Genomic DNA, 16,322 nt, shown 5'->3' with positions numbered 1-16,322 from the left:
ATAATATACATTTTTTGTCGATTTTATCAATCGCCGGTTTCGAAATCAGTTGCTGCCAGGCGGTACTGCATACCCATTCTCATCTGCAACTACTTTTTCCGTGCCCTCTTCTGTACTTTTTAATGTACGCATTCCGTGGTTTCCGGCACTTCAGGCAAGAAAGAATATGAAGAGTCTCTGAACTGAAATTATTCTTATCATAGGCTAAGGAAGAAAACCTCAATGCACAGTACTTCTTATCCTTAGTAAAGAAATATGCTGAATTTACAGAATTAAATGCTGAGATTATACGAGAATTCGATGACAAGATTATTATATTCAACGCAGAGAAAATGAATGGTCGCAGACAGCAGGAAATCCAAATTATCTACAACTGCATTGGTGCAGTTAATCTTCCTGCAAGCAAAAGAAAAAAATGGCATAGCCGGATTTCTCCGAAACTATGCCGATTTTTCAAAGGATAAAAATCCCTTACTTGCACCCTCTAATGGGCGGCCCTTATAAAAATCATTCTTATTCTGCTTTTCCAACAGAACCAAATAATTCCATTTTTTCTTTTACAGTAGCTTTGATTGCTTCTGCACCTGGAGCTAATAATTTACGTGGGTCAAATCCTTTGCCCTCTAAGTCCTTACCAGCTTCAATATATTTACGTGTAGCATCTGCGAAAGATAACTGACACTCTGTATTTACATTAATCTTAGATACGCCAAGAGAGATAGCTTTCTTAATCATATCTGCAGGAATTCCTGTACCACCGTGAAGTACTAATGGCATAGTTCCTGTCTTCTGCTGGATAGCATCCAGAGTTTCGAAAGAAAGTCCTTTCCAGTTTGCCGGATATTTTCCGTGGATATTACCGATACCTGCTGCAAGCATATCTACACCAAGATCAGCGATTGTCTTACACTCGTTAGGATCTGCGCACTCGCCCATTCCAACTACTCCGTCTTCTTCTCCACCGATGGAACCAACCTCACACTCGATAGAAAGTCCAAGCTGATGAGCTACATTTACAAGCTCTGTAGACTTAGCAAGGTTCTCTTCAAATGGATAATGAGAACCATCAAACATGATAGATGTAAATCCAGCTTTGATACATTTATAACATCCTTCATATGTTCCATGATCTAAGTGAAGTGCTACAGGAACTGTGATTCCAAGTTCTTCATCCATAGCTTTTACCATAGCTGCAACGGTCTTAAAACCTGTCATATATTTTCCTGCACCTTCAGATACACCAAGAATTACAGGGGATTTTAATTCTTCTGCAGTTAACAGTATTGATTTTGTCCACTCAAGGTTGTTGATATTGAACTGGCCTACTGCATAATGACCAGCTTTTGCTTTTTTTAACATTTCTGTTGCTGATACTAACATTTTGATTCCTCCATTGTTTTTTTCATTGTACCATGGCTTTTCCCAAAAATAAAGTTAAAAATATAACAATCATTTTACAGATGTTTCTTTATTCTTGACCATAATCTCCAAAGCCTGGTGCATATTTCTTATTTCCACTTCCTTATGGTCTCCCCCAAACTCACCATCTAAAGTCCATGGAATAATTTCTTCCGGATAAAACTTAATATTGCTGCTCTTAAATGAGTATACCAGGTCGGTATCATCCTTGCGGCTGGTTAATGCTGCAATAATCTCATTTAACTCCAGTGGATTCTTCGGTGCTTTAATCAGTGTCACCTCAAAAACACCGTCATCCAGGAGTACATTTTTACCTGTCAGGTTCTTAAATCCCCCCACAGAAATAGAATTGGTAATCATACCATAGATAAATTCGTCCTCTAATACCTCATCATCATATTCTACCCGCATCTTATAGACCGGAATGTCTAAAAGCTGTTTCATTCCTTCTAAAATATAAGCTGCGTGTCCTAATACATTCTTTAACTGCTGGCTGGTCTGATAAGATACTGCAGTAAACAGTCCAAATGCTGCCACATATACGAATGAATCTCCATTAAAATATCCTATATCTACCGGAAACCGTCTTCCCTTTACCGCTACATTTGCTGCCTTTAGCATGCTTTTAGGTATTCTTAAAGAATTGGCAAAGTCGTTGGTACTTCCTGCCGGAATATAGCCAAGCAGTGTCTTTTCTTCACTTTCCATCATTCCGCTGACTGCTTCATCCAAAGTACCGTCTCCACCACTACAGACAATCAGATCATAATTCTTCGCTTCTTCTCTGACATGGTTCTGCGCATCCCCTTTGCTCTGTGTCGGATATATGGTTACTTCATAATCTGCCTTTACCATAATGTCTACAATTTCTAACAGTTTATTCTTAATCAGTCCCTTGCCGGAATGTGGATTAAATATAAAAAGTAATTTCTTTTTCATTTTTTACATAACCTCTCTTTTCCTTCTAGCCCTCAGACAGGAACTGTTCCAATGTATCCAAGGCTTCCTTCTCGTCCTCACCCTCAGTAACAACTGTTACCATATCCTCATAATTCATTGCCAGTGACATCATACCCATAATGCTCTTCACATTTACTTTTTTATCTCCGGATTCAATATAAATACTGCTGGAAAAACGATTTGCAGTCTGAACAAGCAATGCAATGGGACTTGCTTCGACACCATTGACAAATTTAATGGTCACCTCTTTCTTCATCATATGTATTCCTCCTCATCCTTTTCATACTCTCATGTTTTCAGCAATTTCACTTATCTTTCTTAACCTGTGATTCACACCGGATTTTCCCACCGGTGGATTTAAGTATGCCCCCAGTTCCTTAAGAGGCGCTTCCGGGTGCTCCAAACGTACCTGTGCCATCTCGTAAAGATTATCCGGCAATTCCTGCAGTCGTCCCTTTTCCTGGATAAACTTAATATCTTCAATCTGCTTTACTGCAGCATTCACTGTCTTATTAATATTGGCAGTTTCACAATTTACCTGCCGGTTTACACTGTTACGCATCTCTTTCAAAATGCGTACATTTTCAAGGTTCATCAGTGCCACATGTGCTTCCATGATATTTAACATATCCACAATCTGTGCACCTTCTTTTAAGTATACCACATGGTGCTTCTTACGTTCCACCACTTTCGCATCCATGCCAAAGTCACTGATTACCGTCCTGAGCTGTTCTGCCTGTTGTGGCGTTGCACATACAATTTCAAAATGATAGGATTTATGCGGGTCACTCATGGAACCCGAAGCCAGAAATGCTCCTCTTACAAACGTCCTTCTACAGCAGGACTTCTGCAGCAACATTCCATTTACTGCCTGTCGGAACGGATGCAGTGAACCGTCCTCTTCCAAAAATTTAAGTGCCATTAATACCCTGCGCATGGCATCCTGTTCTTCTATATATAACACACCCGGATTCTGTTCAGATAACTCTGCACTGATGTCAAATGCCCGCTTCAAAAGCGTATAGCACTTTTTTGCCAATCCGGCATGTTCTGTTGCAATTTCCAATCTGGGATCTGCTCCCGTCAATATCATTCTTCCAGAAAAACTTATAATTGCTGCAAGTTCTGCTAACTGACAGTGTCTGCTTTTACTTATATGCTTCTCCAGTTCCGCCTTTACTTCTCCTGAAAAAGACATCTCATATCTCCATCTAATGCCGCATCGTATCCTTTTCAATGTCACGATGCTCTATCTTAATTCCAAACTGTTTCTGTTTCTCCAACCGTTTAAACAATTCATTGGCAAGGGTTACGGAACGATGCTTGCCTCCGGTACAGCCAATGGCAATTACCAGCTGGCTCTTTCCCTCTGTTATGTAATTCGGTATCAGGAATTTTATCATATCTTCTAATTTATCCAGAAATACGTGGGCTTCCTTATATTGCATCACAAAATCCTGAATCTCTTTATCATTACCATTCTTTGGGCGTAATCCTTCCACATAATACGGATTTGGCAGAAAACGTACATCAAACACCAGATCTGCATCTGCCGGAATTCCATACTTGAATCCAAAGGATAAAATTGTGATAAATAAATTCTTAAACTCCTGATTCTCTACAAATATTTTATTTAATTCTGTTTTTAATTCTCTGGTCAGAAGATGACTGGTATCTATAATGTAATTTGCCTGTTTCTTTAAGAATTCCAATCTTCTTCTTTCTTCTTCGATGCCTTTATCGACACGATCGCTTCCTGCCAGTGGATGACTTCTTCTGGTTTCTTTATAACGTTTTACCAGCACACCATCCTCTGCATCCAAAAACAGTACATCAAATTCTTTTCCTTCACCTCTCAGGTGGTCAAGAATATCCTGCAAATCTTCCAATGCCTGTCCGCTTCGGATATCCACACCCACCGCAACCTTCTGAAGCTCGGTATTTCTTAAATCTGCCAACTCTATAAACTTTTCAATCAGCGGAATCGGCAGATTATCGACACAATAAAATCCGATATCCTCCATCATCTTAAGTGCTGTACTCTTTCCCGCCCCGGACATTCCTGTCAGAATTACCAGTTTCATGAAAATTCTCCTAACCTTCTTACTTCCGGCTCCAGTCTTACCTGAAACTCCTGTTCTACTTTTTCCTGCACCCTGCGCATCAGCTCTTCCACTTCTGCTGCAGTTGCCTGCCCACGGTTTATAACAAAGCCACAATGTTTCTCGGATACCTGGGCATCTCCCACACGATAGCCTCTTAACCCGGCATCCATAATCAGCTTTCCGGCAAAATAGCCTTCCGGCCGCTTAAAGGTACTTCCTGCACTTGGGAATTCCAACGGCTGCTTCTCCTGCCGTTTCTGGCGGAGTTCCTGCATGACAGCTTCAATTTTCTCTTTTTCTCCGGATACTAATTTTAACGTTACACCCAGCACTACTTCCCCGGTCTCCATAACACGGCTGTGTCTGTAACTTAAGGAAATCTCTTCTACCGGAACTTCTACCACTTCACCATCTTTGGTCAAAAGATCCGCAGATACTAAAATATCCTTCATCTCTCCGCCATAAGCACCGGCGTTCATCACAACTGCGCCTCCGATGCTTCCCGGAATTCCTGCTGCAAATTCCATTCCGCCTAAGGATGCTTCCAGTGCCTTGTGCGCAACCTTCGACAGCAATGCTCCCGCTTCGGCATGAATCATATTTTCCTTTACTTCAATGTAAGAAGCATTTGCGCCAAATTCAATGACCACTCCGGGAATTCCCTTATCGCCCACCAGAAGATTGCTTCCGTTTCCAATAATCGTATACGGAATCTTCTTTGCTCTGCACAATGTGATGACATCCACTGCCTCTTTGATGGTCGGCATCAGAAAAATCTCTGCCATGCCCCCAATCCGGAATGTGGTATGACGGCTCATCGGCTCCTGCAAGCGTATTCTGCTTTCATCTACAATTGTCTTAATGGCTTCTATCCAGTCTTCTCTCACAATTTGCTTCTCCCATTTTTTATTTCTCTATGAAGCCAGAAATGCTACATAACCTTTATATGCTTCATATAAATCTGCTTTACTGATAATCTCCCATGGTGCATGCATATTTAAAACTGCCACACCACTGTCAATTACCTGCATTCCATAATTTGCCAGAATATACGCGATGGTTCCGCCGCCACCCTGGTCTACTTTACCTAATTCTGCAGTCTGATAAAATACATTACCATCGTCCATCACTGCACGCAACTTTCCAACATATTCTGCACTGGCATCATTAGAACCTGACTTTCCTCTGGAACCGGTATATTTATTAAATACCATTCCTTTTCCAAAATATGCTGCATTTTTCTTATCCATAACGGACGGATAATTGGGGTCAAATGCCGCACTGACATCAGAGGATAATACATGGGAATTCTGCAATGCACGACGCAGTGCAAGTTCTGTATACTGTCCTGCTGCTGCCATCACTTCTGCTGTCATATTTTCAAAAAATCTCGACTGCATCCCGGTTGCTCCCACGCTGCCGATTTCTTCTTTATCTACCAGGAGACATACACTGGTATATTCCGGTGTTTCATTTTTTGCCAGCATTGCCTCAAAGGATGGATACGCACAGACTCTGTCATCATGTCCGTACCCCATAATCATGCTCCGGTCAAGTCCATAATCTCTTGCTTCTCCGGCTGGTACCACTTCAATCTCTGCGGACAGGAAATCTTCTTCCTCAATTTCATATTCCTCTTTTAAGATTCCAAGGATATTTTCTTTTACCGTATCCTTGGCATTTTCTTTTTCTTCACCTGCAAGCGGAATACTTCCAATCAGAAGGTCTAAGTTTTCTCCTTCAATAACCTTTGCTGCTTTCTTTTCCATCTGCTCACCGGCAAGATGAATCAGTAAATCACTGACACCAAATACCGGATCTCCCGGCTTATCTCCAATATTTACCTCTACTACACTTCCGTCTTTCTTTGCCACTACACCATGCAATGCCAGCGGAAGTGTTACCCACTGGTATTTCTTCACACCACCATAATAATGGGTATCTAACATAGCAAGCCCGGTATCTTCATAGAATGGATTCTGTTTTAAATCCATTCTCGGAGAATCCACATGTGCGCCGAGAATCCGCATGCCCTCTTCCATTGGTTTCTTTCCTACAATGAACATAGCAAGTGCTTTTCCATTATTATCTGCATACACTCTTGCACCGGATTCCAGTTTTATTCCTTCTGCAATCACTTTCTTTATATCAAGATATCCTGCTGCCTCTGCCCGCTCTACAAAAGTGCGTACACATTCTCTTTCTGTCTTACATGCTGATATAAATTTACGATACTCTTCTGCAAATTCAAAAACTTTCTTCTTCTCTTCTTCACTGTAATGATTCCATGCTACTTCTCGTTCCATATGAATGAATCTCCTTTTACTCTTCTTCCTCGTCGTCCTTCTTGTTCAGATTTGCCTGTACACGACGATACAATTCCTGAGCTGCATTGTAACCCATCTTCTTCTGTCTGTGGTTAACGGCTGCAGCCTCGCAGATAACTGCCAGATTTCGGCCTGGACGGATTGGAAGGGAATGACATACTACTTTATTTCCAAGTAACTCTGTATATTCTTCCTCAAGACCAAGGCGGTCATACTCATTATCCTTCTTCCAGTCTTCCAGTTTAATTACAAGGTCGATATTCTGTTTCTCTTTTACACACTCAACACCGAACAAAGTCTTTACATCAATGATTCCGATACCTCTTAACTCAATGAAGTATCTGGTGATATCCGGTGATGTGCCGGTTAAGGTATGCTCATTAATTTTACGGATTTCTACCACATCATCTGTTACCAGACGATGTCCTCGCTTAATCAGTTCCAGTGCTGCTTCACTCTTACCGATTCCGCTTTCACCGGTAATCAGAAGTCCCTCACCGTAAACGTCTACCAGCACACCATGGATGGTAATACACGGAGCAAGCTCTTCACTCAAAAGATAAATCAGCTCCGCCATGAATTCTGATGTGCTTCTGCCTGTTCCGAATACCGGAACATTATTTTCCTTTGCCCTCTGTAAGAACAGGTCATCCGGCTGTAAATCCCTGCAGAAAATAACACATGGTATATCATATTTTAAGAACCGGCTGTAAATGCTGTCCTTTTCTGAATCATTCAAATGCTGCAGGTATGTATATTCTACCATACCGATAATCTGTACACGGGACTGCTCGAAATGTTCAAAATATCCGCTCAGCTGTAACGCCGGACGGTTTACATCCGCAAGTCTGATGCGGTGTCCCTTTAATTCCATATCCTCAATATATTTCTTTAACTGCAGTTTTTTTACAATTTTCTCAATTCCTACACCTTCCATGGAATGACTCCTTCCTTATCTTCACCCCTGTATTTTTATAATTCTTTACTGTTCTAATAATTTGAAACGTTCTACCAGTTCATCTAAAGAAGTTGCCTCTGCAGACAATTCTTCACTGGTTGCTGATGCTTCCTGGGATGCTGCAGAATTGGTCTGAATAACATCATCAATCTGTTTTACACCATCTTCAATTTCTTTTACTGACACTGCCTGGCGGTCAGATGCAATTCTGATATTAGCAACTTCTGTAATAATAGCATCCAGTTCTGTAATAACCTTATTTAATGATTCCGATGTCTGCTGTGTTACTTCGTTTCCATGTTCTACTTCTACCTGGTTTGTCTCCAGTAAATGCTTGGATGTCTCTGCAGATTCTGCACTGCTTTCAGCCAGCATACGAATCTGCTCCGCAACAACTGCAAATCCCTTTCCTGCTTCTCCGGCTCTTGCAGCCTCAATGGATGCATTCAGGGAAAGAAGGTTGGTCTGGCTTGCAATACCATCAATTTCAGTAATAACTCTTTCCAGCTCTTTGGATGTTGTCGAGATACGTTCCATTGCCTCCATAAGTTCCCGCATCTTGTTCTGGCTGACATTTGCTTCCATTCCTACGCTCTTTGCACGGTCATGTACAATATCTGTTGACTTGCTGTTTGCAACAACCTGTTCTGTAACCTTTGAAACATTCTCCACCAGATTATCTACTGCAATAGACTGGTCTGTTGCACCCTTTGCCAGATCCTGGGAGCTGATTGCAAGCTGTTCAGAACCGGCGGCTACCTGATTAGAAGATTCCTTAATCAGGCATAATGTACTGCTTACGTTCTGGATGGTGCTTACCAGTTCTTCCATCACCGTTTCAAATTCTCCCACATATGCTTCTTTGCATGAAGAACGTACGGTATAATTACCCTGTGCAAATTCTTTTAAAATATTCTGTAAATCGCCAACAATTTTCTGTAAAGTATCTTCCATATTACGGAACCGGTTTGCCAGTTCTCCGATTTCATCTTCAGACTGATAAGTTACTTTCTCATGCAATTCTCCATGGGAAAGATGCTCTGCTACATCTTCTAATTCCCGAATTGGTTTTACAATATAATAAATTAACCACTTGGATTCCCGGCCGGTTAAAGTAACACTTACTACTACGATTGTCAGCATAATCACAATGCAGATAACCAGAACCGGAATACGGAACGCATCCGGCACCACTGCCAGCAGAATCAATCCCAGACTGGCTAGTGCTACTGTTGCAAAATACAGCCTGAATATCATGTTAAATGCATCATTAACTTTTTTCTTGATACTTTTGTTTTTGAATTTTTCTTCTTTGGTCATAGTGATTCTCCTTTTTCTTTTTATTTTTCCTCTCCCCTGTGGAAAAAGCGGAATACTTCTTCCGCTGCTTTTTCGTTCATCGCTTCTGTCCCAGACAATTCTTCTATGGATGCACTGCGAATTGCGTCTAAGGACTGGAACCTTCGCATCAGCGCTTTTCTTCGTGCCGGACCGATTCCCGGAATATCATCCAGCACAGAATGTACCTGTTCCTTACTTCGTAAAGAACGATGATATTCTATGGCAAACCGATGTGCTTCATCCTGTATTCTTGTAATCAAATGAAATCCTTCACCGGAAGTGTCTATCGGTATCTCTATATTCTGATAATATAATCCTCTCGTCCTGTGATGATCATCTTTTACCATTCCACAGACCGGTATGGAAAGATGCAGTTCATCCAGCACCTGAAGAGCAATATTTACCTGACCTCTTCCACCATCCATCATAATCAAATCCGGGAATTTTGTAAATCCCCCATATTGGTCATCCAGCCCTTTTTTTGTAAAATTTTCCTTTCTTCCTGTCCATGGGTAAATCTGCGGGTCAGAACCTCATGCATGGATGCATAATCATCCGGTCCCGTGATAGTTCTTAACTTAAATTTCCGGTAATCACTGCGCTGTGGTTTCCCCTTTTCATAAACCACCATGGAACCTACCGTTTCAAATCCATTGATATTGGAAATATCATAGGCTTCCACGCGTTCTAACTTTTCTAAATCCAGCCAGGATGCAATTTCTTTCATTGCACCGATTGTCCTGCCTTCTTCACGCTTTAGTTTTTCCCTGTCCTGGGACAATACCAGTGCGGCATTTTTCTCTGCCAGCTCCACCAGTTTTTCCTTCATTCCTTTCTGCGGTACCCGGAGTACTACCTTCTGACCACGCTTCTTAGTCAGCCAGTCTTCAATAACTGCTGCATCCTCCACTGCATATTGCAGCATGATTTCCTTCGGGATATATGGTGTTCCGGAATAGAACTGCTTTAAAAATGTCGTCAGGATCTGTTCCTTACTGTCTTCATTGGCAATAGTTACATAAAAATGTTCTCTTCCTATAAGCCTTCCGCTCCGGATAAAGAATACCTGGACTACTGCATCCCGGTCATCGGCTGCAAGAGCTATTATATCTTTATCTTCTCCATCGGAACTGGTGATTTTCTGCTTCTGTGCCACCTGTTTTACACTGTTTAAAAGTTCCCGGTACTCAATTGCCCGCTCAAAATCCATATTTTCCGATGCCTGCATCATACGCTCTTCTAATTCTTTTAAAACCGGCTGATAATTGCCATTTAAGAAATCTACTGCCTGATTGATTTTCTCCCGGTACTCCTCTTTGGAAATATACCCCTGACAGGGTGCCTGACACTGATGAATATGGTAATTAAGGCACGGACGTTCTTTTCCAATATCTCTTGGCAATACCCGGTTGCAGGTTCTTAAATGATAAATTTTTTTCAACAAATCTATCGTATCTTTCACCGCACCGGCACTGGTATATGGACCAAAATATCTGGATTTGTCTTTTTTCAGCTGACGGCAAAAGAGAACCCTGGGGAATTCTTCCCCCAGAGTCACCTTTATATAGGGATAAGTCTTATCATCCCGGAGCATGGTATTATACTTCGGTCTGTACTCTTTTATTAAATTGCATTCCAATACCAGTGCTTCTAATTCCGAATCAGTGATAATATATTCAAACCGGGTAATCTTCTTTACCATCTGGTCTTTCTTGATTCCTTCGTCATGACACGCCTGAAAATACTGACGTACCCGGTTCCGAAGGCTTACTGCCTTACCTACATAGATAATGGCATCACTGGTATCATGCATGATATAGACCCCCGGCTGATCCGGAAGCTTCTTTAATTCTTCTTTAATATTAAACGTCATTCCCGTTCTCTTCTTTTTGGTCTTCTTCTTCCTTCTTTTCCTCATCCGGATCCGGCAGCCCTTTTAACTCACGGAATATCTTCATAAATTCTTTACCCGTAATGGTTTCATGTTCATATAAATAATCCGCAATATGGTCTAATACCTCGCGATTCTCTTCTAAGAGCTGATATGCCTCCTGATAGCAGTTATGAATCATGGTACGGACTTCTTCATCAATCTGTGCCGCTGTCTCATCGCCGCAATTCAAATGTGCTGCACCATCCAGATATGCATTATCTACAGAAGCCAAACTCATCATGCCAAATTTATCTGACATACCAAACTGTGTAATCATTGCCCTTGCAATCTTGGTCGCATTTTCAATATCATTTGCTGCTCCACTGGTTGCAGAATGGAATACCAGTTCCTCTGCTGCACGGCCTGCCATATAAGTCGTTATCTTGGCAATTAATTCATCCTTGGTCTCAAGAAATTTCTCTTCTTCCGGTGTCTGCAAGGTGTATCCCAATGCCCCCATGGTTCTTGGTACGATAGTAATTTTCTGTACCGGTTCTGTATTCTTCTGTAATGCAGTAACCATTGCATGACCTACTTCATGATAAGAAACAATCTTCTTCTCATGATTACTCATGGCACGGTCTTTCTTCTCTTTTCCACCAACTGCCACGATTTCAAAGGCTTCAAACAAATCACTCTGATTTACAAATTTACGGTTATGTTTTACTGCATTAATAGCAGCTTCATTAATCATATTTGCAAGATCGGATCCAACCAGTCCTGCACTTGCCAGAGCAATTGCTTCCAAATCTACGGATTCATCCATATGCACATCTTTGGAGTGTACCTTCAGCGTCTCAAGACGACCCTTCAAATCCGGTTTATCTACAATAATTCTACGGTCAAACCGTCCCGGGCGAAGCAACGCTTTATCCAGCACTTCCGGGCGGTTTGTTGCTGCCAGGACTAAAAGTCCCTTTGAAGTATCAAATCCATCCATCTCTGCCAGCAGCTGGTTTAAGGTCTGCTCGCGCTCGTCATTTCCACCGCCGAATCTGCTGTCACGGCTCTTACCGATGGCATCAATCTCATCAATAAATATGATACATGGTGCCTGTTTCTGGGCATCCTTAAACAAATCTCTTACCCTGGATGCACCGACACCTACAAACATCTCTACAAAGTCAGAACCAGCCAGTGAGAAGAACGGAACATTCGCTTCTCCGGCAACTGCCTTGGCAAGCAGAGTTTTACCGGTTCCAGGAGGTCCTACAAGCAATGCTCCCTTCGGAAGTTTTGCTCCAATTTCACGGTATTTTTTCGGATTATGCAGGAAATCTACCACTTCCTGTAAAGATTCTTTTGCTTCATCCTGTCCGGCAACATCCTTAAAGGTTACACCGGTTGTCTTTTCTACATATACTTTGGCATTGCTCTTGCCGACTCCCATCATTCCGCCGCCGGCCTTCTTCATGACTGCGCCAAAAATAATCCAGATAATAATTAAAGGCAATACAATACTTAAAATATTAAATACCCATGTCGATGTATTATTCGGAATATATCCGTCAATTTCTACATTGTGTTTATTTAAGAGATCTAATAAATTTTCATCTTTAATAAATCCGGTATAATAGGTCATCTTTACCAACGTCTTATCATCTGACTTTGGTGTGATATTATACTGGTTTGCACCTACTTCGACCTTTTCTACCTTGTCATCCTTTACCATCTGGACAAATTCCGTATAGGTAATCCGCTGGGAAGTCATATCTGCACTGCAACGGTTTAAAAGACTCATAAAGAACAGCGTCACAAGAGTAATGATAACAAATGCCAGTATCATCTGACCATTACCGCCCTTTTTATCGCCGTTCTGATTATTATTCCCATTATTCTGGTTATTATTTCCACCATTCTGATTATTATTTCCATTATTAAACAGGTTATCCATTGTATCCTCCGTATATGATTCTCGAAACTCTCCCAAAATATAGTTCTTATTATATGTAATCTGCCCGGATAAATCAATAATAACTCTGTTAAGTTTTCCTTTCTTTTCTAAATATTTTATAAATTTTTGTGGATTTATTTTTACTGTCGTTGTATAATAGACTAAGTTTGAGAAAAAATGAGACCGACGGCGCATTCACTGTCGGTCTATCTAAGTTTTAACCATATACACACATTTAAGGAGGAACTACCATGCCTGTAAAATACGTCTTTGTCACCGGTGGAGTTGTTTCCGGTCTCGGAAAAGGCATTACTGCTGCATCACTTGGCCGTCTGTTAAAAGCCAGAGGCTACAAGGTTACCATGCAGAAATTTGACCCGTATATCAATATTGACCCGGGTACCATGAACCCAATCCAGCACGGTGAAGTTTTCGTTACCGATGATGGAGCAGAAACCGACCTGGATTTAGGCCATTATGAACGTTTCATTGACGAAAGTCTTACCAAGAATTCTAACGTTACTACCGGAAAGGTTTACTGGTCTGTACTTCAGAAAGAACGCCGTGGAGACTTTGGTGGAGGTACTGTTCAGGTAATTCCACATATTACCAATGAAATCAAGAGCCGATTCTACCGTAACTTTACTTCCAATGATACACATATCGCCATCATTGAAGTCGGTGGTACTGTCGGAGATATCGAAAGCCAGCCTTTCTTAGAGTCCATCAGACAGTTCCAGCATGAAGTCGGACATGAAAATGCAATTCTGATTCATGTAACACTGATTCCTTATATCAAGGCATCCGGTGAATTAAAGACCAAACCGACACAGTCCAGCGTAAAGGAATTACAGGGAATGGGTATCCAGCCGGATATTATCGTATGCCGTTCCGAGCATCCTTTAGACCAGGGCTTAAAAGATAAAATTGCTTTGTTCTGTAATGTGCCAAATGACCATGTGCTGCAGAATCTGGACGTAGAATATCTCTACGAAGCGCCACTTGCCATGGAAAAAGAAAATCTGGCAAAGGTTGCCTGCGATTCTCTTCATCTTCCATGTCCGGAGCCGGATTTAAAAGACTGGACCGATATGGTTGAAGCATTACGCAATCCGATTCAGGAAGTAAATATCTCCTTAGTTGGAAAATATACACAGCTTCATGATGCTTATATCTCTGTTGTAGAAGCATTAAACATGGTGGAATTGCCGAGCGTGCAACCGTTAATTTAAACTGGGTAGATTCCGAATTATTAAATGATGAAAATGCAGAAGAAATTCTTGGTAATTCTGACGGAATTATTGTACCGGGTGGTTTCGGTGACCGTGGTGTAGAAGGAATGATTACTGCTGCAAAATATGCAAGAGAACATAAAATTCCATACCTTGGTCTCTGTCTTGGTATGCAGGTTGCTATCATTGAATATGCAAGACACGTCTGCAGACTCAATGACGCGCACAGCATCGAATTGGACCCGAATACCACACATCCTGTTATTGCTCTGATGCCGGATCAGGATGGCATTGAAGACATCGGTGGAACCTTACGTCTCGGTTCTTACCCATGTGTTCTGGATACTGATTCCCTTGCTTATCAGGTTTACGGAGAAGAAACCATTCATGAACGACATCGTCACAGATATGAAGTAAACAATGATTACCGTAATATCCTTACCGAAAACGGCATGAAGCTGTGTGGTCTTTCTCCAGACGGACGTATTGTAGAGATGGTTGAAATTCCTGGACATCCTTGGTTCGTAGCAACCCAGGCACATCCGGAATTAAAATCCAGACCAAACCGTCCACATCCTTTATTCAAAGGCTTTATTAAAGCAGCAACTGAAATCAGAAAGCAGAAATAGACTTTATTTTAAAAACAGCCTGTGATTTTCATGATACATCATGAAAATCACAGGCTGTTTCTGTTTTACAAATATAACCTAAAATCAAAGCAGTACTGCTTACTTTCTTTCTCCGTCTAAGAAACGCATCTCGCCCTCTTCCCCTTCTTCCGGTTTTGAAAAACCAATCATTCTGGCCTTTTCTCCATTTAAAAGACGCAGGCACTGTGGACAAAGTGTTCCAAAGGAAACCGGCTGTCCGCACCGGGAACAATAATTCGACATAATACCTGCTTTATCCTTTTCTTTATATTCAATTCTTCCCTCTTTAATCCACTGCTTTACCATCCGTACCGGAATATCAAAATACTCTGCCACCTGATATTCATTTACATCATTGTTTCGTACAAATTCCCTCACTTTATCAAAAAGAAGCAGTTCCTCACAGGCATAACAGTATTCCCTGTCTGACAAAGGCGGCAATGCCTTTCTGCACATCTTACAATACTTAACTTCTGTCTCCATTCTTCCCATCACCTGCTAACTGTATTTATTCTGTATCCTCTGAAGATATGTCACATATTTTTCTCTCATCTCTGCCGGCTCGATAATCTCAACCTTTTCTCCAAGGCCACAAAGCCAGCCGTAAAACTGTCCGCTGACTGCCACATGAAGTCTTGCTCTAAAATGCATATCATCTGCTTTTCTGACTTTTACTTCCTGCCCAAACCGGTCAATCACCACGCCAATCATATCATTTTCACAAAGCAGTGTCACCGTTTCTTCCTCACCGGCAAACATACCAAAAGTTTTCTTTGAATAAGATGCAATATCAAAGGTTTCAAACTGCTTAAGACCTCCCCGCTTCTTTCTGGTCAGTGAAATCTTAAGCATCTTATCCACGCGGAAATGCTTGATAATCTTATCTTCCTCATCATATGCTATAAGATAATAATTCTCATCATCCCAGGAAAGCACCAGCGGACTCACCTCGTAAAATGCTCCGTCCCGTCGAAGCTCCATTTCTTTTTCGATATTCCACGAAAAATACTGGAAACGGATTTTTACATCTCCGGAAATTCCGTTGTAAATCATATCAATGTTATAATAAATATTCTCATTAATGGTCTTATTCCGGTTGGTTACCACTACCTGACGCTGAAGCTGTTTTGCCTCATAGACGCTGACCAGCTTCTCCAACTTATGTATCAGCTCTCTTGATTTCTTCTGTGTAATGAACTTCGATGACTGCACCGCATCCACCAAAAGTTTCAATTCTGCCAGTTCAAAATCACGGCTTCCGATATAATATCCGCCTCGGTACTCCTGTTCCCTTAAAATATCCACGCCAAAGTCCTGCAGCATCTCCAAATCCCGATAAATACTTTTACGTTCTGCCGAAATACCTTTCTGATTCAGATATGCTATAATATCCCTCATCCTGACAGCATGCTTCTCATCCGTCTGTTCATACAGCAGTTCTAATATATATAATATTTTCAGTTTCTGATGCTCTGTTTTTCCCATAGTTCTAGTATAGCATAG

At 41.3% G+C, this 16,322-nt stretch carries 12 protein-coding genes and 3 pseudogenes; 2 read left to right on the top strand and 13 right to left on the bottom strand.

All coding sequences use genetic code 11. From position 1 onward, the window contains the following. Window positions 1-218: 218 nt before the first annotated feature. A pseudogene (locus DW059_RS17760) lies at window positions 219-464 on the top strand (DUF4368 domain-containing protein); the annotation flags it as partial. A gap of 49 nt (window positions 465-513) precedes the next feature. Here DW059_RS17760 and fba read toward each other — a convergent pair. The 11 genes and pseudogenes from fba to ftsH all read right to left on the bottom strand — a co-directional run bounded on the left by fba (window position 514) and on the right by ftsH (window position 12,937). Beyond that, window positions 514-1,380 carry a class II fructose-1,6-bisphosphate aldolase gene (gene fba, locus DW059_RS00265; RefSeq protein WP_022243577.1) on the bottom strand — a complete coding sequence of 289 codons (867 nt, stop codon included), beginning with the start codon at window positions 1,378-1,380 and terminating at the stop codon, window positions 514-516. Between the two features lie 69 nt (window positions 1,381-1,449). Then, the gene (locus DW059_RS00260) at window positions 1,450-2,358 is read right to left on the bottom strand and encodes a diacylglycerol/lipid kinase family protein (protein WP_117696671.1); all 909 of its coding nucleotides are present in this window, start codon (window positions 2,356-2,358) and stop codon (window positions 1,450-1,452) included. A gap of 25 nt (window positions 2,359-2,383) precedes the next feature. After that, on the bottom strand, window positions 2,384-2,638 hold the full coding sequence (locus tag DW059_RS00255; protein ID WP_022243579.1) for an HPr family phosphocarrier protein: 255 nt from the start codon (window positions 2,636-2,638) through the stop codon (window positions 2,384-2,386). A 21-nt stretch (window positions 2,639-2,659) separates the two neighbouring features. Then, entirely contained in the window at window positions 2,660-3,577 is a 918-nt protein-coding gene (gene whiA / locus DW059_RS00250) for a DNA-binding protein WhiA (protein ID WP_022243580.1), read from the bottom strand. Window positions 3,578-3,590: 13 nt separating this feature from the next. Then, window positions 3,591-4,463 (bottom strand): RNase adapter RapZ, encoded by an 873-nt coding sequence (gene rapZ, locus DW059_RS00245; protein ID WP_117696668.1) that lies wholly within the window; start codon window positions 4,461-4,463, stop codon window positions 3,591-3,593. After that, window positions 4,460-5,371: a UDP-N-acetylmuramate dehydrogenase gene (murB, locus tag DW059_RS00240; protein WP_117696665.1), complete on the bottom strand. Its 912-nt coding sequence runs from the start codon at window positions 5,369-5,371 to the stop codon at window positions 4,460-4,462. Before murB ends, rapZ begins: the two co-directional genes overlap by 4 nt. A gap of 27 nt (window positions 5,372-5,398) precedes the next feature. Then, window positions 5,399-6,790, bottom strand: a complete 1,392-nt coding sequence (locus DW059_RS00235) for an aminopeptidase (RefSeq protein ID WP_117696662.1) — start codon at window positions 6,788-6,790, stop codon at window positions 5,399-5,401. Window positions 6,791-6,806: 16 nt separating this feature from the next. Continuing rightward, window positions 6,807-7,748, bottom strand: coding sequence for an HPr(Ser) kinase/phosphatase (gene hprK / locus DW059_RS00230; RefSeq protein ID WP_022243584.1), 942 nt, complete (start codon window positions 7,746-7,748; stop codon window positions 6,807-6,809). Between the two features lie 45 nt (window positions 7,749-7,793). Continuing rightward, window positions 7,794-9,089, bottom strand: coding sequence for a methyl-accepting chemotaxis protein (locus DW059_RS00225; RefSeq protein WP_117696659.1), 1,296 nt, complete (start codon window positions 9,087-9,089; stop codon window positions 7,794-7,796). A 20-nt stretch (window positions 9,090-9,109) separates the two neighbouring features. Continuing rightward, window positions 9,110-10,983: pseudogene (uvrC, locus tag DW059_RS00220) on the bottom strand (excinuclease ABC subunit UvrC). Next, the gene (gene ftsH / locus DW059_RS00215; protein ID WP_117696656.1) at window positions 10,973-12,937 is read right to left on the bottom strand and encodes an ATP-dependent zinc metalloprotease FtsH; all 1,965 of its coding nucleotides are present in this window, start codon (window positions 12,935-12,937) and stop codon (window positions 10,973-10,975) included. The pseudogene uvrC and the gene ftsH overlap by 11 nt, the downstream one beginning before the upstream one ends. 251 nt (window positions 12,938-13,188) lie before the next feature. Between ftsH and DW059_RS17460 the strand changes: the two are divergent. Continuing rightward, window positions 13,189-14,798: pseudogene (locus DW059_RS17460) on the top strand (CTP synthase). Window positions 14,799-14,897: 99 nt separating this feature from the next. Here the strand turns inward: DW059_RS17460 and DW059_RS00205 are convergent. Then, window positions 14,898-15,302 carry a hypothetical protein gene (locus DW059_RS00205; RefSeq protein WP_022243589.1) on the bottom strand — a complete coding sequence of 135 codons (405 nt, stop codon included), beginning with the start codon at window positions 15,300-15,302 and terminating at the stop codon, window positions 14,898-14,900. Window positions 15,303-15,317: 15 nt separating this feature from the next. Next, window positions 15,318-16,304 (bottom strand): helix-turn-helix transcriptional regulator, encoded by a 987-nt coding sequence (locus tag DW059_RS00200; RefSeq protein ID WP_117696653.1) that lies wholly within the window; start codon window positions 16,302-16,304, stop codon window positions 15,318-15,320. Window positions 16,305-16,322: the final 18 nt, after the last annotated feature.

This window comes from Roseburia sp. AF42-8, from assembly GCF_003435965.1.
GTDB lineage: Bacteria > Bacillota > Clostridia > Lachnospirales > Lachnospiraceae > Roseburia_C > Roseburia_C amylophila.
Note: the sequence above shows the minus strand (reverse complement) of the source record. Positions and strands in the feature narration are given on the sequence as shown.